This is a genomic window from Rhizobium sp. L43, from assembly GCF_002531725.1.
Taxonomy (GTDB): Bacteria; Pseudomonadota; Alphaproteobacteria; order Rhizobiales; family Rhizobiaceae; genus Rhizobium.
Window position 1 is genome coordinate 204,279 of record NZ_NWSQ01000006.1, and the last position, 26,326, is coordinate 230,604.

18 protein-coding genes and 3 pseudogenes are annotated in these 26,326 nt (G+C 60.0%); 12 read left to right on the forward strand and 9 right to left on the reverse strand.

Annotated elements, in window-relative coordinates:
• Positions 1–7 precede the first annotated feature (7 nt).
• The 5 genes and pseudogenes from CO667_RS10230 (at position 8) to CO667_RS35795 (ending at position 3,524) form a co-directional block, all read left to right on the forward strand.
• Positions 8–397 (forward strand): GtrA family protein, encoded by a 390-nt coding sequence (locus tag CO667_RS10230; protein ID WP_097618273.1) that lies wholly within the window; start codon positions 8–10, stop codon positions 395–397.
• Entirely contained in the window at positions 394–1,275 is an 882-nt protein-coding gene (locus tag CO667_RS10235) for a class I SAM-dependent methyltransferase (RefSeq protein WP_097618274.1), read from the forward strand. Before CO667_RS10230 ends, CO667_RS10235 begins: the two co-directional genes overlap by 4 nt.
• Positions 1,276–1,367: 92 nt before the next feature.
• Positions 1,368–2,255, forward strand: a pseudogene (rfbA, locus tag CO667_RS10240) (glucose-1-phosphate thymidylyltransferase RfbA).
• Positions 2,252–3,388, forward strand: coding sequence for a dTDP-4-amino-4,6-dideoxygalactose transaminase (gene rffA / locus CO667_RS10245; RefSeq protein ID WP_097618275.1), 1,137 nt, complete (start codon positions 2,252–2,254; stop codon positions 3,386–3,388). The pseudogene rfbA and the gene rffA overlap by 4 nt, the downstream one beginning before the upstream one ends.
• 22 nt (positions 3,389–3,410) lie before the next feature.
• Positions 3,411–3,524, forward strand: a complete 114-nt coding sequence (locus CO667_RS35795; protein ID WP_245433101.1) for an NAD-dependent epimerase/dehydratase family protein — start codon at positions 3,411–3,413, stop codon at positions 3,522–3,524.
• A 609-nt stretch (positions 3,525–4,133) separates the two neighbouring features.
• Here CO667_RS35795 and CO667_RS10260 read toward each other — a convergent pair.
• The 3 genes and pseudogenes from CO667_RS10260 to CO667_RS10270 form a co-directional block, all read right to left on the reverse strand.
• Positions 4,134–4,274: pseudogene (locus tag CO667_RS10260) on the reverse strand (transposase domain-containing protein); the annotation flags it as partial.
• Between the two features lie 170 nt (positions 4,275–4,444).
• Entirely contained in the window at positions 4,445–6,136 is a 1,692-nt protein-coding gene (locus CO667_RS10265; protein ID WP_245433105.1) for a hypothetical protein, read from the reverse strand.
• A gap of 454 nt (positions 6,137–6,590) precedes the next feature.
• On the reverse strand, positions 6,591–7,565 hold the full coding sequence (locus CO667_RS10270; RefSeq protein WP_097618277.1) for an alpha/beta hydrolase: 975 nt from the start codon (positions 7,563–7,565) through the stop codon (positions 6,591–6,593).
• Positions 7,566–7,990: 425 nt separating this feature from the next.
• Here CO667_RS10270 and CO667_RS10275 point away from each other — a divergent pair, with 425 nt between their 5' ends.
• On the forward strand, positions 7,991–8,461 hold the full coding sequence (locus CO667_RS10275) for an Hsp20 family protein (RefSeq protein WP_025570464.1): 471 nt from the start codon (positions 7,991–7,993) through the stop codon (positions 8,459–8,461).
• Between the two features lie 61 nt (positions 8,462–8,522).
• Here the strand turns inward: CO667_RS10275 and CO667_RS10280 are convergent, their stop codons facing one another.
• Positions 8,523–9,527: a bile acid:sodium symporter family protein gene (locus CO667_RS10280; RefSeq protein WP_097618278.1), complete on the reverse strand. Its 1,005-nt coding sequence runs from the start codon at positions 9,525–9,527 to the stop codon at positions 8,523–8,525.
• Between the two features lie 55 nt (positions 9,528–9,582).
• Here CO667_RS10280 and CO667_RS10285 point away from each other — a divergent pair.
• Positions 9,583–10,474: pseudogene (locus CO667_RS10285) on the forward strand (LysR substrate-binding domain-containing protein).
• A gap of 51 nt (positions 10,475–10,525) precedes the next feature.
• Here the strand turns inward: CO667_RS10285 and CO667_RS10290 are convergent.
• Complete coding sequence (locus CO667_RS10290; RefSeq protein WP_097618280.1) at positions 10,526–11,578, reverse strand: low specificity L-threonine aldolase; 1,053 nt, start codon at positions 11,576–11,578, stop codon at positions 10,526–10,528.
• Between the two features lie 538 nt (positions 11,579–12,116).
• Here CO667_RS10290 and gltB point away from each other — a divergent pair.
• From gltB to CO667_RS10305, 3 genes are all read left to right on the forward strand, one after another.
• Positions 12,117–16,841 carry a glutamate synthase large subunit gene (gene gltB, locus CO667_RS10295; RefSeq protein ID WP_179874107.1) on the forward strand — a complete coding sequence of 1,575 codons (4,725 nt, stop codon included), beginning with the start codon at positions 12,117–12,119 and terminating at the stop codon, positions 16,839–16,841.
• A gap of 226 nt (positions 16,842–17,067) precedes the next feature.
• Positions 17,068–18,522 carry a glutamate synthase subunit beta gene (locus tag CO667_RS10300; protein WP_097618281.1) on the forward strand — a complete coding sequence of 485 codons (1,455 nt, stop codon included), beginning with the start codon at positions 17,068–17,070 and terminating at the stop codon, positions 18,520–18,522.
• A gap of 225 nt (positions 18,523–18,747) precedes the next feature.
• A complete protein-coding gene (locus tag CO667_RS10305; RefSeq protein WP_097618282.1) occupies positions 18,748–19,377 on the forward strand; it encodes a hypothetical protein in 630 nt (209 codons plus the stop codon).
• A gap of 19 nt (positions 19,378–19,396) precedes the next feature.
• Here the strand turns inward: CO667_RS10305 and CO667_RS10310 are convergent, their stop codons facing one another.
• Both CO667_RS10310 and CO667_RS10315 read right to left on the reverse strand, forming a co-directional pair.
• Complete coding sequence (locus tag CO667_RS10310; RefSeq protein ID WP_179874108.1) at positions 19,397–20,632, reverse strand: DUF459 domain-containing protein; 1,236 nt, start codon at positions 20,630–20,632, stop codon at positions 19,397–19,399.
• Between the two features lie 93 nt (positions 20,633–20,725).
• Entirely contained in the window at positions 20,726–21,949 is a 1,224-nt protein-coding gene (locus CO667_RS10315) for a lytic murein transglycosylase (RefSeq protein WP_097618283.1), read from the reverse strand.
• 204 nt (positions 21,950–22,153) lie between these two features.
• Here CO667_RS10315 and galU point away from each other — a divergent pair, with 204 nt between their 5' ends.
• Positions 22,154–23,041 carry a UTP--glucose-1-phosphate uridylyltransferase GalU gene (gene galU / locus CO667_RS10320; RefSeq protein ID WP_097618284.1) on the forward strand — a complete coding sequence of 296 codons (888 nt, stop codon included), beginning with the start codon at positions 22,154–22,156 and terminating at the stop codon, positions 23,039–23,041.
• A 122-nt stretch (positions 23,042–23,163) separates the two neighbouring features.
• Here the strand turns inward: galU and CO667_RS10325 are convergent, their stop codons facing one another.
• Positions 23,164–24,699 (reverse strand): outer membrane beta-barrel protein, encoded by a 1,536-nt coding sequence (locus tag CO667_RS10325; protein WP_097618285.1) that lies wholly within the window; start codon positions 24,697–24,699, stop codon positions 23,164–23,166.
• Positions 24,700–24,858: 159 nt separating this feature from the next.
• Between CO667_RS10325 and CO667_RS10330 the strand changes: the two genes are divergently transcribed.
• Positions 24,859–25,854, forward strand: a complete 996-nt coding sequence (locus tag CO667_RS10330) for a KpsF/GutQ family sugar-phosphate isomerase (RefSeq protein WP_097618286.1) — start codon at positions 24,859–24,861, stop codon at positions 25,852–25,854.
• Between the two features lie 14 nt (positions 25,855–25,868).
• On the opposite strand, the gene CO667_RS10335 is transcribed toward CO667_RS10330, so the two are convergent.
• The gene (locus CO667_RS10335) at positions 25,869–26,324 is read right to left on the reverse strand and encodes an NfeD family protein (RefSeq protein ID WP_097618287.1); all 456 of its coding nucleotides are present in this window, start codon (positions 26,322–26,324) and stop codon (positions 25,869–25,871) included.
• Positions 26,325–26,326 lie beyond the last annotated feature (2 nt).

Genomic DNA, 26,326 nt, shown 5'->3' on the forward strand with positions numbered 1-26,326 from the left:
AAATAGTATGTTGCAGCTGGCCCGTTTTGGATTTATCGGCTTATTGACCAACGGCTTCGGATATATCCTTTACCTCATTGTCACCTTTTCTGGGGTTCCGCCAAAGTTGGCGATGACTATACTTTATTTGGTCGGAGTTTTGATGAGCTTTGCCGCCCATCGGCGCTGGGTTTTTATTCAGGCTGCGGAGCAGCAGGGGGCCCTAGTCCGATATGGAATCATCTATGGCATTGGTTACGCGCTGAACTACAGCATCCTCTACGTGTTTGTGGATAGGCTCCATTACGCGCACTTCTATGTGCAAGCATTTGGTATAGTTGCTGTGGCCGCATTCGTATATCTGGCGTCCAACATTTATGCCTTCCCGTCCACTAGCAAGAGAAAACAAAACCCGTGAGCTCCCGTTGTTTGGGTTGTGGAACTAAATTCGACAGCGAAGCCGGCAGGCCTCGTTGCCCCGCTTGCCGCTGGGAGCCTGAAGAAATAGGCGGAATAGCAGCTTACGCTCCACAGTTTGCTAACCAAGGAGGTGGATTTGAGGCTTCCTATTTCAAAGTTCTGTCGGAATTAGAGGCCAGAAATTTCTGGTTCCGGTCCCGAAACGATCTTATCCTGTGGGCTTTACGCAAGTACCATCCCAAATTCCGCTCTTTTCTGGAAATCGGCTGTGGGACGGGTTTTGTTCTTTCCGGCGTCACCGGGAAATATCCTGAAGCTGAGATTTTCGGAAGCGAGATATTTATCGAGGGTCTGCGATTCGCTTCTCAGAGATTGCCTAATGCACGGCTCATGCAAATGGATGCAAGGGCAATTCCATTCGCGGAGGAATTTGATGCCATCGGCGCATTTGATGTCCTTGAGCACATCGAGGAAGATGAAACCGTCCTGCAGCAAATGCATGCTGCACTGAAACCCCAAGGGACGCTGCTGGTGACCGTTCCGCAACATCCATGGCTGTGGAGCCCTCTTGACGATTATGCTCACCATTGCCGCCGCTATACGGCCAGCGAATTGAGCAGGAAAGTTACTGCCGCGGGTTTCACCATCCTTCGCAACACCTCCTTCGTCTCGTTCCTGCTGCCGGCGATGCTTGCTTCGCGTTTGCTAAGCCGAAATAAATCGGTTGACGAAATCGACGTTCGAACCGAGATGCAACTGCCAAGCCTGCTCAATAACGCTTTCAGATGGATATTGCGTGCGGAAAGCGCTCTCATCGGAACTGGTTTGGATTTCCCTTTAGGTGGTTCGCGACTGCTCGTCGCCAGAAAGATGTGAGGCTGATGTTGTCCCTTTCCATTTTGTCGAGTGGAAGAGCATTCATCTAACGGACACCGATCGCGGCGAGGCTATCGTGTGGGGAGACATGAATGAAAGCGATTGTTCTTGCTGGCGGCGCAGGGTCGCGCCTGTATCCTCTGACGCAAGTCTCCAGTAAGCAGCTCCAGGCTGTATTCGACAAACCTATGATCTATTATCCCTTGACCGTTCTGATTGCGTCAGGGGTCAGAGAATTCTGCCTCATTGCAACGCCGCATGACTTGCCTCGGTATCAGAATTTGCTTGGGGATGGCAGACAATGGGGAGTGGCAATCCAGTATCGCGAGCAGCCGAGACCCGAAGGGATTGCACAGGCATTTTTGATTGCGGCGGATTTTGTGGGCTCCGATGATGTGATCCTGATGCTGGGCGACAATATTTTTTCCGGTGGGGACGATTTCCCCCGGGCAGTCTCCAGCTTTACGGGTGGCGCAACAATTTTCGCTTACCATGTCAAGGACCCAGAGCGCTATGGCGTGGTGGAGTTCGACCGGAACTGAAAGGCAATCTCCATTGAAGAAAAGCCCCAGCACCCCAAATGCAACTACGCCGTGCCTGGCGTGTATGTCTACGACAACAGCGTGTTGGGCATTGCGAAGGCCGTGAAGCTGTCCATCCGGGGGGAACTGGAAATCACGGATATCAATCTGGAATACCTGAGGCTGGGCAAGCTGCAGGTGCGGCGCTTGAGCCGCGGCTTTGCCTGGCTTGACGCCGGTACCAGTACTGCGCTGCACGAAGCTTCTTCCTACATCGAGGCAATAGAGCGACGGCAAGGCGTAAAAATCGGTTGTCCGGAAGAGGCGGCGCTGGTTCGAGGGTTCCTCAGCATTGCCCAATTTGAAACCTTGATTGGGCGCATGCCGGCATGCGAGTACAGCGACTATCTGCGCGGCGTCGCCGACGAGTGGCACAGGCTTCAAGAGGATAAGCAGTGAGCGAGAAAATCCCGTTCAACCGGCCGTTCATGACCGGTAAAGAGCTATATTACATCGCGGAAGCGAAGTTCGGCAACATGCTTGCTGGTGACGGGCCTTTCACGAAGCGTTGCCACGAGTGGCTGGAAAATAAGAGTGGATGTGCAAAACCGCTGCTGACGCACTCATGCACCGCCGCGCTGGAGATGGCGGCTTTGCTTCTCGACATCGAGCCTGGTGACGAGATCATCATGCCCTCATATACTTTTGTCTCTACCGCCAATGCGTTCGTGCTGCGCGGCGGTGTGCCGGTGTTCGTCGACATCCGGGAAGACACTTTGAACCTGGACGAACGCCTGATCGAGTCGGCGATCACCTCGCGCACTCGCGCTATCGCCCCGGTTCATTATGCGGGTGTCGCCTGCGAGATGGACGCTATCATGAGCATTGCCAAACGCCATGGCCTCAGGGTCGTGGAAGATGCGGCACAGGGCGTGATGGCAGCCTATAAAGGCCGGGCACTGGGCAGCATTGGTGATCTCGGGGCCTACAGCTTTCACGAAACCAAAAATGTAATTTCAGGGGAAGGCGGGGCCCTGCTGGTAAACGACCCCGCTCTGGCGGTGCGCGCCGAAATCATCCGCGAGAAAGGCACGGACCGTGGTCGTTTTTTCCGGGGAGAGGTCGATAAATACACTTGGCAGGAGGTGGGCTCTTCGTTCTTGCCGGGCGAACTGATCGCGGCTTTCCTATTTGCCCAGCTTGAAGAAGCCGAGCGCATCACCAATCATCGCTTGGGCATCTGGCAACATTATCACACGCTTATTGAACCGCTCGAGGCAAAAGGATTGCTTCGCCGGCCCATCGTCCCGGACGAATGCCAGCACAATGCCCACATGTACTACGTTTTGCTGGCGCCGGAGATCGATCGTCAGAAGGTACTTAGTGAGCTGAAGAGGAGCGATATCTTCTCGGTCTTCCATTATGTGCCCCTGCACTCCTCGCCCGCCGGAAAACGGTATGGCCGCACACAGGGCGACTTGCAGGTGACCAACATCCAGTCAGAAAGGCTGGTGCGTCTGCCCTTGTGGGTTGATCTGACTGCTGAGCAGCAGGAACGCGTTGTAAGGGTTTTGGAAGATGCCATCGGCTGACCCATCAAGAGCATCGACGGGAATGGAAATTCTGGTGACGGGCGGGGCCGGCTTTATCGGGTCGGCAGTTATCCGTCACATCATCCAGAAGACCGGCGGCTCGATCATCAACGTCGACAAGCTGACCTATGCTTGAAAACTGGGCGATGGCGATGGCTCAGACCGCTATGCGTTGGAGCAGCCGATATATGCAACCGTACCGAGTTGGAACGGATATTTGCTCAGCATAGTCCGATGCCATCATGCACCTGGCCGCGGAGAGCCACGTGGACCGTTCCATCGACGGCCCGGCAGCCTTTGTCGAAAGTAAACGCTGTTCCCAGGCCACGTCTTCGAACGGTTGGTTCACAGACTAGAAACATCTTCATGTGAAGTTTCGTAAATGTGGACCATAACTGATCTTATACCGTGGACGTTTGCGCTGCCTCCCGCTCTTTGGGAATTACGGATTGTGTGGAGACGGCATGGCTGGATTTTGGGAGCCTGTGCCGGCTTAATCGTCTTCGGGGGCATATTTGTCTGGATTTGTGTTGTCCAGCAGACAGTCCACACTATGAACTATGGAGCGCTAGGTGTTGCGCAAACGCTCGGCTTGCTGCTTGGACCATTGCTGCCGCCATCGTTGTCACCAAGAGGACAAGCTTGGCTGCTGGAGTTTTTGCTGGGGTAGCCGTTGGATTCTGCGTCTACGTCGCCACTGCCACCATTGGAATTGGCATCTACGGCGAGTGAAGCCCAAGTGGTTCTATTTGGCTGCGGGTTCGAGCTTTGCGGTATATGCCCATGGTAACAGATCGTCGATATAGCCCTGCTTGTGGCCGTTGACGATAGCCTTGAGCGTGGAGGTCAGATAGGCGAGCGGATCGACAGAATTAAGCTTGCAGGTCACTGGTATCTCGACAAACTCGATTGGTGCAAATGTGTACAGGCTGGCAGATATAAGCGCGGACGTCTGGGGCAGATTCGATAGCCGATGGCTTCTACCGCTGGATTGGAAGGAAGCGCACAGATGGTCCGGATCTGTCAGAGCACTTGCCGCCGCATCGCCTTCAATTTTCACCGGGTCGATTGGCAAAAGGGACCGTCAAAACTCAAGAGATCTCTTGCCATGTAGCGTTCAGGATACGTTATCTTGACAATAAAAGCATTGGCCGCATAGGACCATTTGTTTTGCCCGGCGCGTCCGCGGTGAATGATATAGAGGCATCCTGGAACATCAAAGGCCGCGTCTTCGACTTTCGCCCAGGCGCCTAAGAACCTTCCGAATTTACTCACAAATCCAGACCAGCCGCCATAAGCGATCATGGAATCATAATTCAGGATCAATGTATCACGCTTCCCGGTCGCGGATTCATACAGCCCGGCGTATTCGCCCAATCCGGCTGTGGTATCGAAGGCTTGCAGGCCCGATCGGTCGAGGATCACGGAATTGCGGCTCTGCAGGGCAGGAGTGTTCCTGATGGTGTCAGCAAAAGCTTCCTGCCAAAGGTGGTCCAGGTAAAAGGTGCCATAGACGAACCACCAATTCACAATGAACACCGCGATTAAGCCGCCAAAAGAGGCCACTTTCATCCGATGACGTTTATCGGGATTCATCGCCGGAAAAACGGCACACATGATCTTGAATAGACCCAGCGTCGAGAAGGCCGCTCCGAACGGAAGCAGTACCTGAAAACGGGTCGCGGTCCAAGGCTCATAGGATGGCTCCTTCCCGACCATCACATAGGCCGACGCGCCAAGCCCCAGCAGCACGACACCCATGCCGATCAGTCCTCTTCCACTGTGTTCGACCTCGGGGCTGCTGGACACTTGATAAGAGGTGATGGAATAAACCACCATCAGGACAGCTACGAAAACTAGTAAGAGAAGCCTCTTCCCAAGATAAACTCCATCAAGTGGAAATAAGTAAAAAAATATTACCTTAATATCTGAGATTAGCGTCGAGAATTTTATCTCGATGATGTTGTAATCAGCCGCAAACATGCCGCTTGTTTTTAACAAAAAATGCTGAATTATAGCATAAATGAACGGAAGTAATATAATAAAATATGTATTCTTTGTGATATATTTGATTATTTTTAAATATTTTCGCTGATAAAATGCATCCTCCAAAGCATTTTCCTTTTTGTAAAGGAGGTAAGCAGCTAAAAATAGCACCAGCAAAAACGCCGGGACTAAGGAATTTAACAGGAATGAAAGCATAAACAATGCATATGAAAAGTATTCTTTATACTTATTATTCTCCTTTACCGATATAACAAAAATATAAATAGCAAAGACGAAGATCAATATGAAAATAAGCCCGGGATTATTGATTGCTGCAATTCTAGCATGGTTGAGAGGTAGGACCGCCACAAGAAACGATAGGGCCATTGCGTCAAATTTCGAAAAATTGAAGGCTTTTAGAATGAGATAAAATACGTGAACGATAAGAAAGCCTAGCGAAAAGGTAGAGATAGCGTAAAGCCACCAGCCGACCAGCTGTATAGCATAGTGATAGTATCCGATAATCGGCAGTCCAGCCTGCGTAAACACAGAAACAAGCATATCTTTACTGGCACCAGAAAGGCTCCAGTCATCCCAATACCTGGCATCTGATAAGAGAAAAATGGGAAGATGGGTGGTCGCGTAAATAGAAAACAACTGTAATTCAACTCTTTTCCAAATAATTTTCATGTCGGGCATACGATGGCTTTCGTTACGAAAAGAGACATCCATTGTTTCACGGAATATCAGACTGTGCAGCATACTCTATCAATTTTGGTGCTCTCTGCGATGCCAAATACATTGGGCGGCAAGCGGTACTCGGCGAGAGGTGTTGTCATCTGTCGTTGTGCTGCGAGCTATGGAGTAAGGCTCGAGTTCTCGTAAAATAGTCAGTCTTGCGGAATGTTGTCTTCTCTATTTGGCGTGGTTGCGTCAAGCATTTTCAAAGGTTTCCCTTCGCCGGCCTTTGATGTCCTTTACAGCCCCCCTGCTTCTCTTCGGGATGGGCCCGGCCATCCAATCATGGGATAAGAAGAACGAGGCGGTGCAATTTACTTGTGAGCGCAACGAATGGCCCACGGCTTTCGTGATTGACGGAATAGGTTTCTGGCTCTCTGTTACGGCGCGCGCTGGTTCTCAAAGTGCCCAATCTTCGCGCCTATAGCGAAGCTTGTCATTGGATCCCATCGGCCGGCTAGATGATCACGCTGGCCGGTCACGTGCCGAGGGCAGCAACGTCCTGGTTTTCTTCGGCATCGCTGCCGGGAATGAAGGCGTGGAAGGCGGCAAGGGCGGCGGCGCGGTAGGTATCCCGTTCCTGGAAGATCTCGTGGCGGGCGCCGTTGATCGGCACCAGCTGGCCGGCGCGGAAATAACGCGAGAGCCGCTCCTGCGCCGTGTAGGGCACGACACCGTCCCGCGTCGGGGCAATGACGATTGTGGGTACGGTGATCGAGAAGAGATGGTGGGGCGAGGTGACCCGGTCCATCGTGCGAAAAGCCTCGATCAGCCAGCGGGCCGTCGGCGGCCCGAGCGTCAGCTCCGGATGGGCCTTCATCATCGCGACATTGCGCTCGAAGCGATGTTCGTCCGAGGTCAGCGGATTGTCGCGGAAATCCGGCTCCTTCAGTTTCGACGTCAGCGGCAGGAAGCCGAGGCCGACGGCGTTCAGCGTGCCGGCAAGGGTGCGGATGACGCGGGGCGAAGCCGCCTGGCCGGTCAGGCCGATGAAGGGGGCCGACAGCACCATGCGATCGATACGAGTGGTGAGATAGGGCGCGGCCGAGAGCGCGATCAGACCGCCTGTGGAATGGGCGAGCAGGTAGAATGGCAGGCGGGTGTCCGGCAGCACCACCTTTTCGAGGAAGGTGTCGAGATCGCGCTCGTAATCGGCGAAGCGGCGGATGTGGCCGTGGTTGCGGCGCTTCAAGAGCCGCGGCGAACCGCCCTGGCCGCGCATATCGAAGGTGGCGACCCAGAGGCCTTTGGCCGTCAGGTCGCGGATTGTTTCGAAGTATTTCTCGATATATTCGTTGCGGCCATGGATAATGACGACCGTGCCCTTGGCGACCTGGGCGCTGGAGCGGAAAACGGCGTAACGCAGCCGGTGGCCGTCATGGGTTTCGAAGAACCCCTCCGCGCGGTTTTCCGGGGCGGGATTGTCCGGCGTCGAATAGAGAACCTGATCCATGACTTTGCCAATGCGCCGCTGCTGACTGTTTCGCCTTCAGGGATAGCGCATGGCATCCGGCTTGGAAAGCGGCGCGCCCGCAAGGCGGGCGGCGAGAAAAGGGCCGGCAGGAGCATGAGGGTGCTCGCGGCCGGCCGAAGTTGAGACTGAAGAAGAAGGGACGATGCACTTCAGCCATCGGGACCAGATTCACCCGACGCTGCAATCTCTAGGCGGATGCGCCTGAATGCGTTCCGAACCGGTCGTTCATGCCGGGTTCATGGGGCCGATCAAGGCGATTCCAAAAAGGTCTTGAACTCGCCAAATCTCATCACCATCTCCTTTCTGCAGGCGCCAGACAGGGCCTGCGCAACCGCTCCGAGGCCGCCAAAGATGGGGTTTCAGGGGCATTTTATCGCAACACGTCGCTTCCACAGGAGGACATCATGCGTCACGTAGACTTCTCTCCCCTTTATCGTTCCACCGTCGGTTTCGACCGGCTCTTCACCATGCTCGACAGCCTTGCCCAACCGGAGCAGGCACAGACCTATCCGCCCTATAATATCGAGCGCACCGGTGAAAACACCTATCGCATCACCATGGCGGTTGCCGGTTTCGACGAGACCGAACTTTCGATCGAAGCCCATGCCCATGTCTTGTCCGTGAAGGGTGAAAAGAACGAGGAACCTGCCGAAGGCGGCGAATTCCTCTACCGCGGCATTGCCAAGCGCGCCTTCGAGCGCCGCTTCCAGCTTGCCGACCATGTCGAGGTGACCGCCGCTTCGCTGAAGAACGGCCTGCTGCATATCGACCTTCTGCGCAATATTCCCGAGGCCATGAAGCCCCGCAAGATCGCGATTGCCGCAGAACCGGTCGAGGCTCCGAAGGCCATCGAAGCGCAAATCATCAACGGCTGATCATTATCTCTGATGGGTAAATGGACGGCGCTCCGATCGGGGCGCCGTTTTTTGTTGCGGCTCAGGCCGGGCTGGCGGCTTCCTCTATCTCTTTTTCCGTTGCGCGGCGGGCCGCGGCGGCGGCGTATTTCTGGGCGATGACGGCGCAGACCATCAGCTGGATCTGGTGGAACAGCATCAAGGGAAGAACGATCGCACCGATCGACTGGCCGGCGAAGATGACGTTTGCCATCGGCACGCCGCTTGCCAGGCTCTTCTTCGAGCCGCAGAAGGTGATGGTGATCTCGTCGGCCTTGTCGAAGCCCAGCCAGCGGCTGCCGAACATCGTCAAAACAAGCACGATGCCCAGAAGGACCATATCGGCGACGATGACGACGGCGATATCGGCGATCGAGAAGGTATGCCATAGGCCCTCCACCACCGCCGTCGAGAAGGCGAGATAGACGACCATCAGGATCGAGCCGCGGTCGACCGGCATCAGGATCTTCTTCTTGCCGCGAATCCAGTCGCCGATCCAGGGTTGCAGGATCTGGCCGACGACAAAGGGGGCGAGCAGCTGCAGCAGGATCTGCTCCAGCGCGTCGAAGGAGAAGCCGCCATGGCCGCCGACGGAAAACAGCAGGCCGACGAGCAGCGGCGTCAGGAACATGCCGAAGATGTTGGATGCTGAGGCCGAGCAGATGGCGGCAGGCACGTTGCCGCCCGCCATCGAGGTGAAGGCGATCGACGACTGCACCGTCGACGGCAGCACGCAGAGGAAGAGGATGCCGAGATAAAGCGGCTGCGGCAGGATCGTGTCGGGGATCAATCCGAGCCCGAGGCCAAGCAACGGGAAGATGCCGAAGGTCGTCAGCAGGATGGCGAGATGCAGGCGCCAGTGCAACAGGCCGGCGACGACGACATCGCGCGAGAGGCGGGCGCCATGCAGAAAGAATAACAGCGCGATGGCAAGATCGGTGGCGATGCCGAAATAGCCCGCGAAGGTGCCGCTCGCCGGCAGCAGCGAGGCGAGAATGACCGTGCAGACGAGCAGGATCGTGAAGGTATCTGGCAGAAAGCGGCGCATGGCAGTCTCGCGGGTGATAAAACAATCGTTGTTTTGTCGTGCATTATGATCCAGGATGCAAGGAATAACAGTTATTAAGAAACTGGATCTCCATGCTGGACCTTTCGCAATTGCGCAGCTTCGTCGCCGTCGAGCAGATGGGCAGTTTCACGCTTGCCGCAGAAAGGCTCGGCCTCGGCCAGTCGACGGTCAGCCAGCACATCCAACGGCTGGAGGCGGCACTCGGGCGCAAGCTGCTGGCGCGTGATACGCATAAGGTCATACTGACCGGCGATGGCGAGGCGCTGCTGTCGCATGCGCGCAGCATGCTTTCGATCGAGGGGCAGGTGCAGTCGCTGTTTCGAAGCAACAGCCTGCGCGGCAGCCTGCGGCTCGGCGTGTCGGAGGACTTCGTCACCAGCCAGCTGCCGGCGGTGCTGGAGGATTTCGTTCGGTCTCATCCGTCTGTCGACCTAGAGCTGACGGTGGCATTATCGGGTGTTCTCTACGAGATGCAGGACAATGGCGAGATCGATCTGGTGCTCGCCAAGCGGCGGCTCGGCGATGCACGCGGAAAACTCGTCTATCGCGAACCGCTCGTCTGGCTGGCGCGCGATCCGGAGCATGTGCTCGCCTCCGGCCTCTTGCCGCTGATCGCCTTTCCGCCGCCGAGCGTCACGCGGGCGATCGCGCTCGAGGCGCTGGCGCGGAACGGCGTGGCGTGGCGGATCGTCTGCACCTGCGGCAGTCTCAGCGGATTGACGGCTGCGGCGCGGGCGGGGATGGGCGTGCTGGTGCAGCCGCGCAGCATGGCGCCCTCAGGGCTGAGAGAGATCGCCGCGACAAAACTTCCGGTGCTGGAGGACGTGGAATTCGTGCTGGTGCCGCGCAAGGGCGCGGATCAGGCGCTGGTCGCCGCCCTTTCGGAGGATATTCTGCAAAAGGTGAGAAGGCTGAGGGCAGCGTAAGCCACAGCCGTCACTCGAAGCGCCCGCCGGAGGCCGGCCTTTTGGTGACGGTCAGGCGGCCAGGCACTTCAGGAAACCATCCACCTCCGCTTCCGTCGTCGCAAAGCTGGTGACGAGGCGGATCAGGATCTCGTTTTCGGAAACGAGCTCGGGCGTTGCCGCCGGCACCGGCCATTCGTAGAATTTCGCGCCCCTTTCCTCCGCGACCTTTGCTGCATTCTTGCCGACGACGGCGAAGACTTCGTTGGAGGCGGTCGGCCAGGCGAGGCGGGCGGCGCTGCTGTCTCTGATGCCGGCGCGCAAGCGGTCGGCCATGCCGTTCGAATGGCGGGCGAGATCGAGCCAGAGGCCGTTTTCGAAATAGGCATCGAACTGGGCGGCGATGAAACGCGACTTGGAGAAGAGCTGGGCGGCGCGCTTGCGGATGAAGGGCATTTCTTTTGCCTGATCCGGGTTGAAGAAGACGATCGCTTCGGCGCACCAGCAGCCGTTCTTGGTGCCGCCGAAGGAGAGCATGTCGACGCCGCGCTTCCAGGTCATTTCGGCCGGGGTTGCATCGAGCGCGATCAGCGCATTGGTGAAGCGGGCGCCATCCATATGAAGCGGCAGGTTGCGCTTTTTTGATATTGCGGCGATCTCGCCGATCTCCGGCAGCGAATAGACGGTGCCGATCTCGGTTGCCTGGGTGATGGTCACCGCGCTGGCGCGGCCATGACGGAGGGCGTCTTCGGGATAATGCGCAATCTTTGCCGAGAGTCCGGCCGGATCGATCTTGCCGGCTTCGCCGTCGACGGCAATGAGACGGGCGGAACCGGAGAAGAATTCCGGCGCGCCGCATTCATCCTCGATCACATGGGCCTCCGAATGGCAGAAAGTGATGCCGCCGGGGCGCTGCACGCTTGCCAACGCCAGGGAGTTGGCGGCCGTGCCGGTGGCGACGAAGAAAACCGAAACCTCACGCTCGAAGATTTCGGAGAAGCGTGCCTCGACCTTCTTGTCGAGATCGCCGGCGCCATAGGCTGGAGCAAAACCGGCCGATTCCGCGAGCAGTCGCTCGGCAATGGATCTATGGGCGCCGGCCCAGTTATCGGAAGCAAAGAACATGAGGGGAACCATGGGGAAGAAAAGGTTTGGCGGGGCCGAAGCGGAGATTACGCCAAAGCTTCACAGGATCAAGGCTGTTGCTCCCGACACATCACAAAAATTGAACTACGCAATCAATAAATAAAATAATGCCTCACAGCGTAATTTTATTTCGCTTCGGCGACCGATTCGGTAATCTTCCGTCGCAAATTGACGTTTTTTGAAGGCGCGCTCTTGCGGAGCCGAATGCTTTCTGGCATAGAACAGATGAATTAGGACAGTGTTGCTGTCCTATTTTGGCCCTTGCGGCCGAAGAGGCGCCGAAAACCCTGGAACAGCCGGGCTTTCACGCTATAGTTCTTGCGAGCGTCGAACCCCGTGGACGGGCGGCGTGCGGGGGCAAATGGCAGGCGCGGAACGCGACGGTTTGCTTTCCCTAAAGCAGATGTCTGCGGCCGATCTTCACAATGCAACAGCGCTGTCATGCGCCGAACCTATTCTGGTTGCGGTGCGGGACGAAAAGCCGCCCGCGGCCCCGCGGGTTTCGACAGGAGGAAAGATGATGACGAAGACGCCATCCATGGAATTTGACCGGTTTGCTGCTGCTAAGGTGCGCGCTACGGCCAATACGTCCAAATTCGCCTCCGGCCTGCCGAAGAAACAGGGCCTTTATGATCCCCGCAACGAGCATGATGCCTGCGGCGTCGGCTTCGTCGCGCATATGAAGGGCCAGAAGTCGCACCAGATCGTCAAGGACGGCCTGTTCATTCTCGAGAACCTGACGCATCGCGGCGCCGTCGGCGCCGATCCGCTGATGGGCGACGGCGCCGGCATCCTGGTGCAGATCCCCGACCGCTTCTTCCGCGAGGAAATGGCCGCGCAGGGCATTACCCTGCCGCCGGCCGGCGAATATGGCGTCGGCCATATCTTCATGCCGCGCGACGAAAAGCAGATCGAGCATTTCAAGAAGGTGATCAAGGACGTCATCGCCGAAGAGGGCCAGGTCTTCATCGGCTTCCGCGACGTGCCCGTCGACAATTCCTCGCTCTCCAAGGCGCCTGATATTGCCGCCACCGAGCCGCATCATGTGCAGGTCTTTATCGGCGCCGGCGAGGATGCCGAAAACAACGACGAGTTCGAGCGCCGGCTGTTTACGCTGCGCAAGGTGATCTCCAACCGCATCTATGACGAGTTCGACGGCGAGGAGAGCAATTTCTATCCGGTGTCGCTGTCGTCGACGACGGTGGTCTACAAGGGCATGTTCCTGGCCTATCAGGTCGGCGTCTATTACAAGGACCTGTCGGACCCGCGCTTCGAAAGCGCGGTCGCCCTGGTGCATCAGCGCTTCTCGACCAACACCTTTCCATCGTGGAAGCTCGCGCATCCCTATCGCATGGTCGCCCATAACGGCGAGATCAACACGCTGCGCGGCAACGTCAACTGGATGGCGGCGCGCCAGGCGTCGGTCTCTTCGCCGCTGTTCGGCGAGGATATCTCCAAGCTCTGGCCGATTTCCTATGAGGGACAGTCGGACACGGCCTGCTTCGACAACGCTTTGGAATTCCTGCTGCGCGGCGGTTATTCGATGGCGCATGCGGTGATGATGCTGATCCCGGAAGCCTGGGCCGGCAACCAGTCGATGGCGGCCGAACGCAAGGCCTTCTACGAATATCATGCCGCACTGATGGAGCCGTGGGACGGGCCGGCTGCCGTCGCCTTCACCGACGGCAAGCAGATCGGCGCGACGCTCGACCGCAACGGCCTGCGGCCGGCGCGCTACCTCGTCACCGATGACGACCGCGTTATCATGGCCTCCGAAGCCGGCGTGCTGCCGGTCCCGGAGGAGAGGATCATCCAGAAGTGGCGTCTGCAGCCGGGAAAAATGCTGCTGATCGACATGGAAGAAGGCCGCATCATCTCCGACGACGAGGTGAAGTCGCAGCTTGCGACGGCGCATCCCTATCGCAGCTGGCTCGACCGTACCCAGCTTATCCTCGAAGAGCTGAAGCCGGTGGAGCCGCGGGCGCTGCGCCGCGACGTGTCGCTGCTCGACCGCCAGCAGGCCTTCGGCTACACGCTCGAGGATACACGCATCCTGATGTCGCCGATGGCGACGACCGGCCAGGAAGCGATCGGCTCGATGGGCACGGATACGCCGATCTCGGCCATGTCGGAAAAGCCGAAGCTGCTCTACACCTATTTCAAGCAGAATTTCGCGCAGGTGACGAACCCGCCGATCGACCCGATCCGCGAGGAACTGGTCATGAGCCTCGTCTCCTTCATCGGGCCGCGGCCGAACATTCTCGATCACGAGGGTGCGGCGAACGCCAAGCGGCTCGAGGTCCGTCAGCCGATCCTGACCAATGGCGATCTCGAAAAGATCCGTTCGATCGGTCACACGGAAGATCGTTTCGACACCAAGACGCTCGATTTCACCTATGATATCGAGCGCGGCGCCGAAGGCATGCCCGAAATGCTCGACCGGCTCTGCGAGCGTGCGGAAGCCGCCGTCAAGGGCGGCTACAACATCATCGTGCTCTCCGACCGCCAGATCGGGCCGGATAGAATCGCCATTCCCGCGCTGCTGGCGACGGCCGCCGTCCACCATCATCTGATCCGCAAGGGGCTTCGCACCTCGGTCGGTCTCGTCGTCGAGACCGGCGAACCGCGCGAAGTGCATCATTTCTGCCTGCTCGCCGGCTATGGCGCCGAGGCGATCAACCCCTATCTCGCCTTCGACACGCTGCTCGACATGCATGCCAAGGGCGAATTCCCCAAGGAAGTGGATGCTTCCGAAGTCGTCTACCGCTACATCAAGGCGGTCGGCAAAGGCATCCTCAAGGTCATGTCGAAGATGGGCATTTCGACCTACCAGTCCTATTGCGGCGCGCAGATCTTCGATGCGATCGGCCTGTCGTCGGAACTGATCGACAAGTATTTCTTCGGAACCGCGACGATGATCGAAGGCATCGGCCTCGAGGCGATCGCCGCAGAGACCGTCGCCCGCCATAATGCGGCCTTCGGCACCGATCCGCTGCTGGCCACGACGCTCGATATCGGCGGCGAATATGCCTACCGCATGCGCGGCGAAAGCCATGCCTGGACGCCGGATGCGGTTGCGGCCCTTCAGCATGCCGTGCGCGGCAATGCCGAGGATCGCTACCGCGAATTCGCCGATATGGTCAACAATTCGGCGCTGCGCATGAACACGATCCGCGGGCTCTTCAAGATGAAGAGCGCCGAGGCGCTCGGCCGCACGCCGGTATCGATCGACGAGGTCGAGCCGGCGGCCGATATCGTCAGGCGTTTCTCGACGGGGGCAATGTCCTTCGGCTCGATCTCCCGCGAGGCGCATACGACGCTGGCGATCGCCATGAACCGGATCGGCGGCAAGTCGAACACCGGCGAGGGCGGCGAGGAGTCCGACCGCTACATGCCGCTGGCCGATGGTTCGATGAACCCGGAACGTTCGGCGATCAAGCAGATCGCGTCGGGCCGCTTCGGCGTCACCACCGAATATCTCGTCAATGCCGACGTGCTGCAGATCAAGGTGGCGCAGGGCGCAAAGCCCGGCGAAGGCGGCCAGCTGCCCGGACACAAGGTCGATGCGACGGTCGCCAAGACCCGCCACTCGACGCCGGGTGTCGGCCTGATTTCGCCGCCGCCGCATCACGACATCTATTCGATCGAAGATCTCGCGCAGTTGATCTACGATCTGAAGAACGTCAACCCGACCTCTGATGTGTCGGTCAAGCTGGTCTCGGAAGTCGGCGTCGGCACGGTGGCCGCCGGTGTCGCCAAGGCGCGCGCCGACCACATCACGGTCGCCGGTTTCGACGGCGGCACGGGCGCCTCGCCGCTGACCTCGCTCAAGCATGCCGGCAGCCCCTGGGAGATCGGCCTTGCCGAAACCCAGCAGACGCTGGTGCTGAACGGCTTGCGTTCGCGCGTCGCGCTGCAGGTCGACGGTGGTCTGAAGACCGGCCGCGACGTCATCATCGGGGCGCTGCTCGGCGCCGACGAGTTCGGTTTCGCCACCGCGCCGCTGATCGCGGCCGGCTGCATCATGATGCGCAAGTGCCATCTCAACACCTGTCCGGTCGGCGTGGCGACGCAGGATCCGGTGCTGCGCAAGCGCTTCAAGGGCACACCGGAGCACGTCATCAACTACTTCTTCTTCGTCGCCAACGAAGTGCGCGAAATCCTCGCCTCGCTCGGATTCACCCGGCTCGACGAGATCATCGGTGCTTCCGAGCTGCTGGAGAAGGACGAGATGCTGGCGCACTGGAAGGCCAAGGGCCTCGACTTCAGCCGCATCTTCCACAAGGTCGACGCTCCCAAGGAGGAGACCTTCTGGACGAGCCGGCAGCAGCACCCGATCGACGATATTCTCGACCGCGTGCTGATCGAGCAGGCACAGCCGGCGCTGACCGCCAAGACGCCCGTCGCCTTCGAGGTCGACATCAAGAACGTCGACCGTTCGGCGGGCGCGATGCTGTCCGGCGAGGTCGCCAAGCGTTACCGCCATCGCGGGCTGAAGGAAGACACGATCAATGTGACGCTTCGCGGCACGGCGGGTCAGAGCTTCGGCGCCTTCCTGGCGCGCGGCGTCACCTTCAACCTGATCGGCGACGGCAACGACTATGTCGGCAAGGGGCTTTCGGGCGGCAAGATCATCATCCGGCCGCCGGAGAATTCGCGGATCGTCGCCGAAAACTCGATCATCGTCGGCAACACCGTGCTTTACGGTGCGACCGAGGGCGAATGCTACTTCCGCGGCGTGGCGGGCGAACGGTTTGCCGTGCGCAATTCGGGTGCGATCGCCATCGTCGAAGGTGTCGGCGACCATGGCTGCGAATATATGACCGGCGGTGTCGTCGTCGTGCTCGGCGCCACGGGCCGCAACTTCGCGGCCGGCATGTCCGGCGGTGTCGCCTACGTGCTCGATGAAACCGGCGATTTCGCCAGCCGCTGCAACATGGCGATGGTCGAGCTCGAGCCGGTGCCCGAGGAGGACGACATGCTGGAGAAGCTGCATCATCACGGCGGCGACCTCATGCACAAGGGACGCGTCGACGTCTCCGGCGACATGACGCGCCATGACGAGGAGCGCCTCTACCAGCTGATCTCCAACCATCTGCATTATACGGGCTCGGCCCGCGCCACGCAGATCCTGGACAACTGGGCCGATTACCGCCCGAAATTCCGCAAGGTCATGCCGGTGGAATACCGGCGTGCGCTCGAGGAAATGGAGCGCAGCCGGATGGGCATCGCCGCGGAATGATTTGAACCGGAGCATTCGCCACCTGCGACCGCAGGTGGCGAATGACGGAAGCATCTCGATGACTCGTGACGAACATGACGACGGCGATAGGCCGTCCGGATCGCGCGGTGTCCTTCAGGAGATCTGTTCCAATGACGGTCAAGACAAGCAACCCGCCCGGAACACCGGGGACTGACGACAGACAACTGGCCGCGGTGAGGCGGTCATGAGGGTAAGGGACGAAGAGATGGGCAAGGTAACAGGGTTTCTGGAAATCGACCGGCAGGTGGCGAAGTACCAGCCGGCGTCGGATCGTATCCGTCATTTCCGCGAGTTCACGATCCCGATGTCGGACCCGGAAGTGCAGAAACAAGCCGCGCGCTGCATGGACTGTGGCATCCCCTATTGCCACGGCCCGACCGGCTGCCCGGTTCATAACCAGATCCCCGACTGGAACGACCTCGTCTACAACAACAATTGGGAAGCGGCGATCCAGAACCTGCATTCGACCAACAACTTCCCGGAGTTCACCGGCCGCGTCTGTCCCGCTCCTTGCGAGGAAGCCTGCACTTTGAATCTCGAGGATGCGCCGGTCGCCATCAAGACGGTCGAACAGGCGATCGCCGACAAGGCCTATGAGCTCGGTTTTATCAGGCCGCAACCGGCGACGGTCCATACCGGCAAGAAGGTTGCCGTCATCGGCTCGGGCCCTGCCGGCATGGCGGCTGCCCAGCAGCTCGGCCGCGCCGGCCACGAGGTGCATCTCTATGAGCGCGAGACCAAGCCCGGCGGCCTGCTGCGCTACGGCATTCCCGATTTCAAGATGGAGAAGAACTTCATCGACCGTCGCGTCGAGCAGATGAAGGGCGAGGGTGTCACCTTCCATTGCGGCGTCAATGTCGGCGTCGACGTCAAGGTCGAGCAGCTGCTCGCCGATCACGACGCCGTTCTTTACTGCGGCGGCTCCGAGACGCCGCGTGAGGCGGGCATTCCGGGCACGGATCTTGCGGGCGTGCATGATGCGATGCCCTATCTGGTGCAGCAGAACCGCCGCGTCGGGCGCGAGAACATCGACAGCGTCGGCTGGCCGTCGGACCCGATCCTGGCCGGCGCCAAACATATCGTCGTCGTCGGCGGCGGCGATACGGCTTCGGACTGTGTCGGCACGGCGTTCCGCCAGGGCGCCGTCAAGGTCACCCAGCTCGACATCCGGCCGCAGCCGCCGGAGAAGGAAGACAAGCTTGCCGTCTGGCCCTTCTGGGCGACGAAGATGCGCACCTCCTCCTCGCAGGCCGAGGGCGCGGTGCGTGAATTCCAGGTGGCAACCCTTGAATTCGTCGGCGAAGACGGCGTGCTGACCGGCGTCAAGTGCTGCGAAGTCGACGAGCGCCGGCGGCCGGTTCCCGGCACGGAATTCGTCATTCGGGCCGATCTCGCCTTCATCGCCATCGGTTTCCGCGGGCCCTTCACAACAAGCGTACTGAAGGAACTCGAGGGCAAGCTGACGCTCAACACCGACAAGCGCGGCTCGACCAATGTCGTCGCCAACGACCGCGACTACAAGACCTCGGTCGACAAGTTCTGGACGGCGGGTGACGTGCGCCGCGGCCAGTCGCTGGTGGTCTGGGCGATCCGCGAAGGCCGCCAGGCGGCGCGCGCCATCGACGAGGCGTTGATGGGCTCAACCGTTCTGCCGAACTGATCGCAGACTGCATAAAGTTTCCGAGACAAAACTCCGCCTTTCCGGCGGAGTTTTTTGTTTGCAGGGTAGGTGCGACCGCTTGCCGCGCCGGCTTGCGCCGCAAGCCTCAAGCAATGCCGGGAAGCGAGATTTCCCACTGGACGCGGGCTCAGGAAGAGCCGGCGGCGACCGAAGCGGACGTGCCCGGCCGTTTCGGCCGCACGGCATTTTACCAGGATTTTTCAAATGGTTTCCGCACTTGACAGCACTCGGCTGGTTTCGGCCCAATATGCCCTGAAAAACCTTCGCACCTCCGACGACAATTCGCAGGACAAGCAGAGTTCGTCGGCGGCCAGTATCTTGAGCAGCTACGGGCTTGATTCGAGCTCGGCCTCGCTGCTTTCCAACAACGCCCTGTCAGGGCTGCTCGACACGCTTTCATCCCAAAGCGATACGTCTGAGGAGACCGAAGCGACCGGCGACGGCGCCGACGTGACCAGCGCCTCCTTCATGTCGATGCTGAAGAAGCAGCTGCAGGATGCGGCTGCGGCGGAAGGCGAGAGCGGCAAGCCTCACGATATGTTGGCTGCGTTGGAAGCCGGTACGCTCACCATCTCCGATCCGACGCAGGGCGTATCGATCGCCGCCTGGGACGTCGACGATCCCGATGAGGCCGATACGGACAGCAAGACCGGCAAGGCGATCGACGTCAGCGGCTGGAGCGACTTCCTCGATGCGCATCTCGCGCGCGGCGCCGACGCTGCCTTCGTCAAGGAGAACGGCAGCTATGTCGACCAGACGAACGACAGCAATGCCTACTTCGGCCTGATCGGCTCGGACTATTATTATCTGAGCTGGCCGCAGGCGACGGCGTAAACGGAACGAAGAGGCCCCTTCATTTGACCGAGACTTCGGCCGGTGTCTTTGCCGCAGGCAGGCGGTAGTCGTCGACGCGGCCTGGAGGGGCTGCCGTCATCTCGCCCTGCTCGACCAGCAGGTCGCGCGGCGACCGCGTCAACGTTATGGGCGGCGGCCTGGCGCCGAGAAGCTCGGCGCCGCCGTCGAGATTGGGATCGGAGAGGCTGATCGGCACGGTATGTTCGACCGGATTGGCGGGAAGGCCGAGACCGGGCAGGTTGCTTTCGTCCAGGCGCACCAGATCCGGGCTGGCCTGCGTGCCGAGAAGACGTCGCGCCGGTTTTTCCACATAGAAGGCGAGCTTGCGCCGGCCGGCCTGGGTCAGGTTGATGCCGTCGGAGGTGCGCAGACGCACCTGCTGGCCGTTCACATCCGAACCGGTGACGATGAAATTGCTGTTTTCATCGACGAAACCATCCCAGATGTCGACGAATTCGCCGCCGATGCTTTCCACCTGGTTGCGGTAGAGCTGGTTCATCTGGACGGCATCGGCCGTCATCTGATCGGATTCAAAGGCGGGAAGGCCGACCCAGAGCAGCGGGATCTTGCGGTCGGTGACCTCCTTGCCGAAGGAGAGGACACGGCGGCGGTATTCGGCAAACCAGCCGTCGGTGCGGAATTTCTCCTTGGCGGTATCGGTCACCATCTGCTGGCGGTCGTTGGCGCCGATCATGACGACGACCATGGCAGGCTTCAGCTCGTCCATCATCTTCGGCAGCTGTTCCGGCCAATCGTAATAATCGTCGCGGACGAGGCCCGATGAGACATTGCCGCGGGCTTCGACCACGACACCCGGCGAGGTCTCGAAGGCGGCGGTAAGGCCGTCGCCGAGGCCGCTGGCCAGGAAATCGCCGACGATCAGGATCTTGCGGGCGTCGCCCAGCTTCTGGACGGTTGGCTCTTCCTGTACGGGAGCGCGGACCGGCGGCGCGGTACGAGTATTGACGATGGCTTTCTGCGCCGGCGGGCGCTTGCGCTGCTGGCGCCTCGGTTGTTGGACGTCCGGGGTTTGCGGCCCGTCGTCGAGATAGCGCCGGCCGAGGAAAAAATCGAGGATCGAACGGCGCTGGTAACGCTGTTCCTGGGCTTGGGCGACATGCAGCGGCGCAGACACGCTGAGGCATAGCGAAGCCGCCGCCAGGGCGAGCGCAAGCCAACGGATTGGGGTGCGATCTGTTTTCGTCGTCATGGGCAGTTCCGCATCTGCCGGCATCTTGCACGCGGGGTAGGCCAGCGTCCACTCCCGCTACTATCTAGGTCACGGTTCTCCCGCTTCCAACCAGCACTTGCTTTTTTGGCGTCTGCTCTAGCGACGAAGTGCGTTCAGCAGCGGCAGCGACGGCTCGCCGTCCGGCTGCATGCCGATGCGCGACTGGACGGCCGATATTGCCGCCTTCGAGCCCGAGCCGAAATTGCCGTCGACCTCGCCATTATAATAGCCGAGCGTCTTCAAACGGGTCTGCAACTCGAATTTCTCGGTGATATCGAGGGCGCCGTCCGGGCGCGGCCAGCGCTGCTGCATGCCGCCGTAGCCGGCGATCTGGTCGGCCAGCAGGCCAACGGCAAGCGCGTAGCTGTCCGAGGCATTGTAGTTCTTGATGGTGAAGAAGTTGGCGGTCATCAGGAAGCCCGGGCCGCCAGGCCCGGCCGGCATCTTCAGCACCGCTTTGCTGGCGCTTTCGCGGAAGGCCTTGCCGTTCGGGCGCGTCAGGCCGAGTGCTGCCCATTGGGCCAGCGTGTGGGTCTTGCCGACCTGCTTGGCGGCTGCGGCGGGAACGACGACCTCGTAGCCCCAGGTCTTGCCGGTGTCCCAGCCGTTCTTCATCAAGAGATTGGCCGAGGTCGCCAGCGCATCGGGCACCGAGTTCCAGATGTCGCGGTGGCCGTTGCCGTCGGCATCGACGGCATAAAGCAGATAGCTTGTCGGAATGAACTGGGTATGGCCCATGGCGCCGGCCCAGGAGCCGGTCATCTCGCGGGCCGGCACGTCGCCGTTCTGCAGGATCTTCAGCGCGGCGACCAGCTGCTTCTTGGCGAATTTGGCGCGGCTCGGATCGGCATAGGCCAGCGTTGCCAGCGCGCGCGGCACGTAGTGCAGCCGGTCGTCCTTGTCGAGAATCGCGCCATAATTCGATTCCATCGACCAGATGGCGAGCAGAATGGTCTTGTCGACGCCGAATCGCTGCTCGATCGCATCGAGCGTTCTTGCGTGCTTGGCGGCCATCTGGCGGCCGATCTTGACCGTGTAGGGATTGACGCGGGAATCGACATAGTCCCAGATCTTCGAGGTGAATTCCGGCTGATAGGCCGCCTTTTCGAGCACGGTCGGATCAGGCTCGCTCACCCCGGAAAAGGCCTTTTGATAGGTTGCCTTACTGATGCCACTCTGAGCGGCTGTTTGGTAAAAATCCGCGATCCATTTCTGGAACCGGGAATCAGCTCTAGCGTTGTCGGGAACCAGCCCCACCTGGGCGGCGACAATGAGGGCGAGAGCAAGACCACGAAGGGAGTTTTTGTGATTCTGGGTCATCGACAGTCGTATCCGTCATCTTCAGTTTCCGGGGACAGCGAGGCATCATGTCCGCGCCAGACCCAAGACTACAGGAACGGAGTCAACAAATTCTTTACCATAGCGATCCGCTGCGGTCACCATTGCAAAACAGTAGCAATTCTATACTAGTTAAGGCTAAAAAGCCCTATTTCCAAAGCGATATGATCGAAGCAGGAGGCCGGTGTGGCTCAACACAACAAAGTTCGTAAAGCAGTATTTCCGGTGGCCGGATTGGGGACGCGATTCCTGCCGGCGACAAAGGCTGTTCCGAAGGAAATGTTGACCGTCGTCGACAAGCCAATCATTCAGTATGTCGTCGATGAGGCGATCGAAGCCGGGATCGAACATCTGGTTTTCGTCACCGGGCGCAACAAGCACGTCATCGAAGATTATTTCGACATCCATTTCGAGCTGGAACAGACGCTGCGCGAACGCGCCAAGAAGGCGGAGATCACCCTTCTCGCCCAGCAACTGCCGAAGGCCGGCACGGTCAGCTTCACCCGCCAGCAGGAGCCGCTCGGCCTCGGCCACGCCGTCTGGTGCGCCCGCGAGATCGTCGGTGACGAGCCCTTCGCGCTGCTGCTGCCCGATATGATCATGAAGGGCGACAAGGGCTGCATGAAGGGTATGATCGACCTCTACGGCCAGAGCGGCGGCAACATCATCGCCGTCGAGGAATGCGCGCCTGATCAGGCGCATAAATACGGCATCGTCGGCGTCGGTGAAGCGATCGGCGAGGGCTTCCGAATCACCGGCATGGTGGAAAAGCCCGCCAAGGGGACGGCGCCTTCCAACTTCTTCATCAACGGCCGCTACATCCTGCAGCCGGAGATCTTCAGGATTCTGGAAACCCAGGAGCGCGGCGCCGGCAACGAGATCCAGCTCACCGACGGCATGCTGAAGCTGCTGAAGGAACAGGATTTTGCCGGTTATCACTTCCGCGGCACGACCTACGACTGCGGCGCCAAGGACGGCTTCATCCTGGCAAACGTCGCCTACGCCCTCGAACGCGCCGATATCCGCCCGACCGTCGAAGGCGGCTTCAAGGAGTTGCTGGCCGGTCTGAAGTAAGCTTCCCGCACAGCATATAAGTGATCGAACGCCGCGCATCCTGCCAGATGCGCGGCGTTTTGGTTTTTTGTTTTATGCCTGTCCTTGTTCCAAAACCGCTTGGCACTTTTGGCCGACATGCATCAGCGTTTCAGCTTGAGACCGACGCCGGCCCGCCATTGCTGGGAATCGGTGCCTTCCTTCCGCGTCGTCAGCTCGTAGCCGAGCGTGCTGGTCAGATCGAGATAACGATTGATATTCCAGGTCAGTCCGGTCGACGCGGTATAGACGAGTTCGTCGTTGATGGTGCTGTCGGTGGGATAATCGCGCCACGTCACCCCGCCGATCATCGTCCCGACCAGATTGTCGCGAAGCTGATGGGTGACCGTTGTCGTCAGCGCGTGCGAGACGTAGCCGCTTTCGCCTGCCGTGGTCGAGGGCTGGATGCTCGTCTGCAGGTCGAGATTGACATCGGTGCCGCGGATCGGCGACCAGAGCAGGCTCGCATCGAGCGTGGCCGTGTCGATCGAGGACAGGCGGCTGTCTTCGAAGTCAGCCATCTCGTAGCCGACGCCGACTTCACCCTTCAGTTTTTCGCCGAGATCGACCTCGACGCCCGCCTTGGCGCCATAGCTATGGCCGGAACGTTCGTAACCGGCGGAGTCGCGCGTTTCGTCATAGAGGGTACGGCCGATCGAGGCTTCGATGAAGGGGATGAGCGCGGGTGACAGCTCATAGCCGACGCGGCCGCGCAGCGTGCCCGTCGTCTGATCGCGGTCGCTGAGGGCAACGGTCGTGCCGTTCGAAAGCGTGGCATCGGAATAGATCGAGCGGCTCAGCGCCAGGGCCGTCGTGCCGCGCAGGATGCCGAAATCGCGTTGGACGGAGGCGCCGGCGGTGAACTCCTGGACGTCAGACTGCTGCGCGGCATCGGCAATGGCGTCGGGGTCGTCCGTATCTTCGCGGTAGAAATTATAACCGGCGGTGATGTGCGCAACCGTATCGTCGGCAAGGTCCAGCCTGAGGTCGCCATTGATCTTGAAGGACGGCTGCTCTTCGCCTTCGCCGCTGATATTCCGCTGCCAGGCGCCTTCCGAGGTTACGCTCAGCTGGTGCCGACCCCAGTCCGAGGTCAGGGTTGCGGCCGCATCGGTTTCGAGGAAGGCTCGGCGCTGCCTGGTATTGCCGTCCTTGGTGGTCTCGGTGTTGATGCTCTGGGTGACGCTCGGGCGGAGCACAAACGTGCCGATCGGAATGCCCGGCGTCTCGGCTGTCGAGGCGCTTTCGGCAGACCTGCGGCGCGGCAGCGTCTCGTCGATCGGCGCTTCGCGGGTGTTCAGCCGGCGGATATCCTCGTCGAGGATGGAGCCGGTAATGTCGTCGCCGGATTGCGCATCGATGGCGGGCTTTTGGGCATCGTCCGCATTCGCGGTCGTGCCGTTTGCCGTGGGAATGGCGGTATCGCCGGTCTCGTCATCGAAACCGGTCGTGGATGCGGCGTTGTTCGTGGCGCGATTGTTCTCAGAGGCCGCGGAGCGGCTGTTTGCCGTGCCTGCCGAGGCGGACTGCGCTAAGGCTGCCGTCTGGCCGAGAAGCAAGCAGCCGAACGCAGCAAAAGAGACGGCACGGCTCATGGCGCGGAGCGGCGTCACACTGCTCGTCTGTTTTGGTTGGCCCATGCAATTCGCGCCTGACATGCTTTCGGTTCTTACCCAAAGGTAAAGCCTCGTGGTTAATCATTCGTTGCCGGCGGCGGGCGCTGTTTGCAATTTGGAAAGAGTGCGGGTCGGAAAGAGTGCGGGGTGGACTTGGAAAGTGAAAAGGTCTAACGCAACTTCATGAACAGAAGAGCGATCAATCTCGTCGAAAACAGCGTGCTTGAATCGGCAAAACGCACGATAGAGACCGAAAGACGTGGTCTCGAAGCGCTCGAACAGGCCCTTGACAACGGGTTGGCCGGGCCGTTCACACGGGCCGTCGAAGTCGTCGGCGACATCTCCGGACGGGTTATCGTCACCGGCGTCGGCAAGAGCGGGCATATCGGCGCAAAGCTCGCGGCGACATTCGCTTCAACGGGAACTCCCGCCTTTTTCGTGCATGCGGCTGAAGCCAATCACGGCGATCTCGGCATGATCGCGCAGGACGACGTCGTCCTGGCGATTTCCAAGGGCGGCGAGAGCGCCGAGCTCAAGAGCATCATCTCCTATACCAGGCGCTTCTCCATTCCGCTGATCGCGATCACCTGCAGCGAACGGTCTTCGCTTGCGACCGCCGCCGATATCATCCTGCTGGTGCCGAACGAGCAGGAGGCCTGCCCCAACGGCCTGGCGCCGACGACCTCGACGTTGATGCAACTTGCGATCGGCGACGCGCTGGCGGTGGCGCTGCTCGAAGCACGCGGCTTTACCGCCACGGATTTCCACGTCTTCCATCCCGGCGGCAAGCTGGGCGCCAGCCTGACGCATGTCGCCGATGTCATGCATACCGGCGAGCGGCTGCCGCTCGTTGCCAAGGGCACGCCGATGCCGGAGGCGATCACGGTGCTGTCGCGCAAGCATTTCGGCTGCGTCGCCGTGCTGGATGACGATGGGCGGCTCTGCGGCATCGTCACCGAAGGCGACATGGCGCGCAACCTGACACGCAATCTGGCCGAGCTTGCCGTCGACGATATCATGACGAAGACGCCGAAGACGGTGAAGCCGACGGTGCTGGCGACCGCCGCACTGGCGCTGCTCAACCAGCATCACATCGGCGCGCTGATCGTCGTCGACGACGAGCGCCGGCCGGTTGGACTGGTGCATTTCCACGACCTGCTGCGGATCGGCGTCGCCTGATCAGGCTGGTTTGATCAGATCGGCTCGACCCTCAGGTCGCGGCCGTGACACGAAACCACCTTCACCTGCGTTCCCACGGGAAGGTCGGGTCCCATCACCTGCCATAGCGTATCGTCGAGGCGAATGCGGCCGCGGCCCTCGCGGATCGGCTCGTGCAGCGTTGCCGTGCGGCCGACGAGGCTCTCGCCGCGCTGATTGAGGAAGGGCTCGTCGGTTTCGGCGTTGCGCAGCGTCAGGCGGCGGCCGGCGAAGGTCGTGGCGACGGCGAGCAGCGCAAAGAGGATCGCCTGCAACTCCCAGACCCAGAAAGCACTGTCCCAGAAGAGCAGCGACAGCGCGCCGACGATCAGGGCGGCAAGGCCGATCCAGACCAGGAAGAAGCCGGGAACGATCATTTCCGCGGCGAGCAGCACGAGGCCCGCGACCCACCAGCTCCACGGACCGAGTTCGGCGACGATCTTCGCCAGCATGG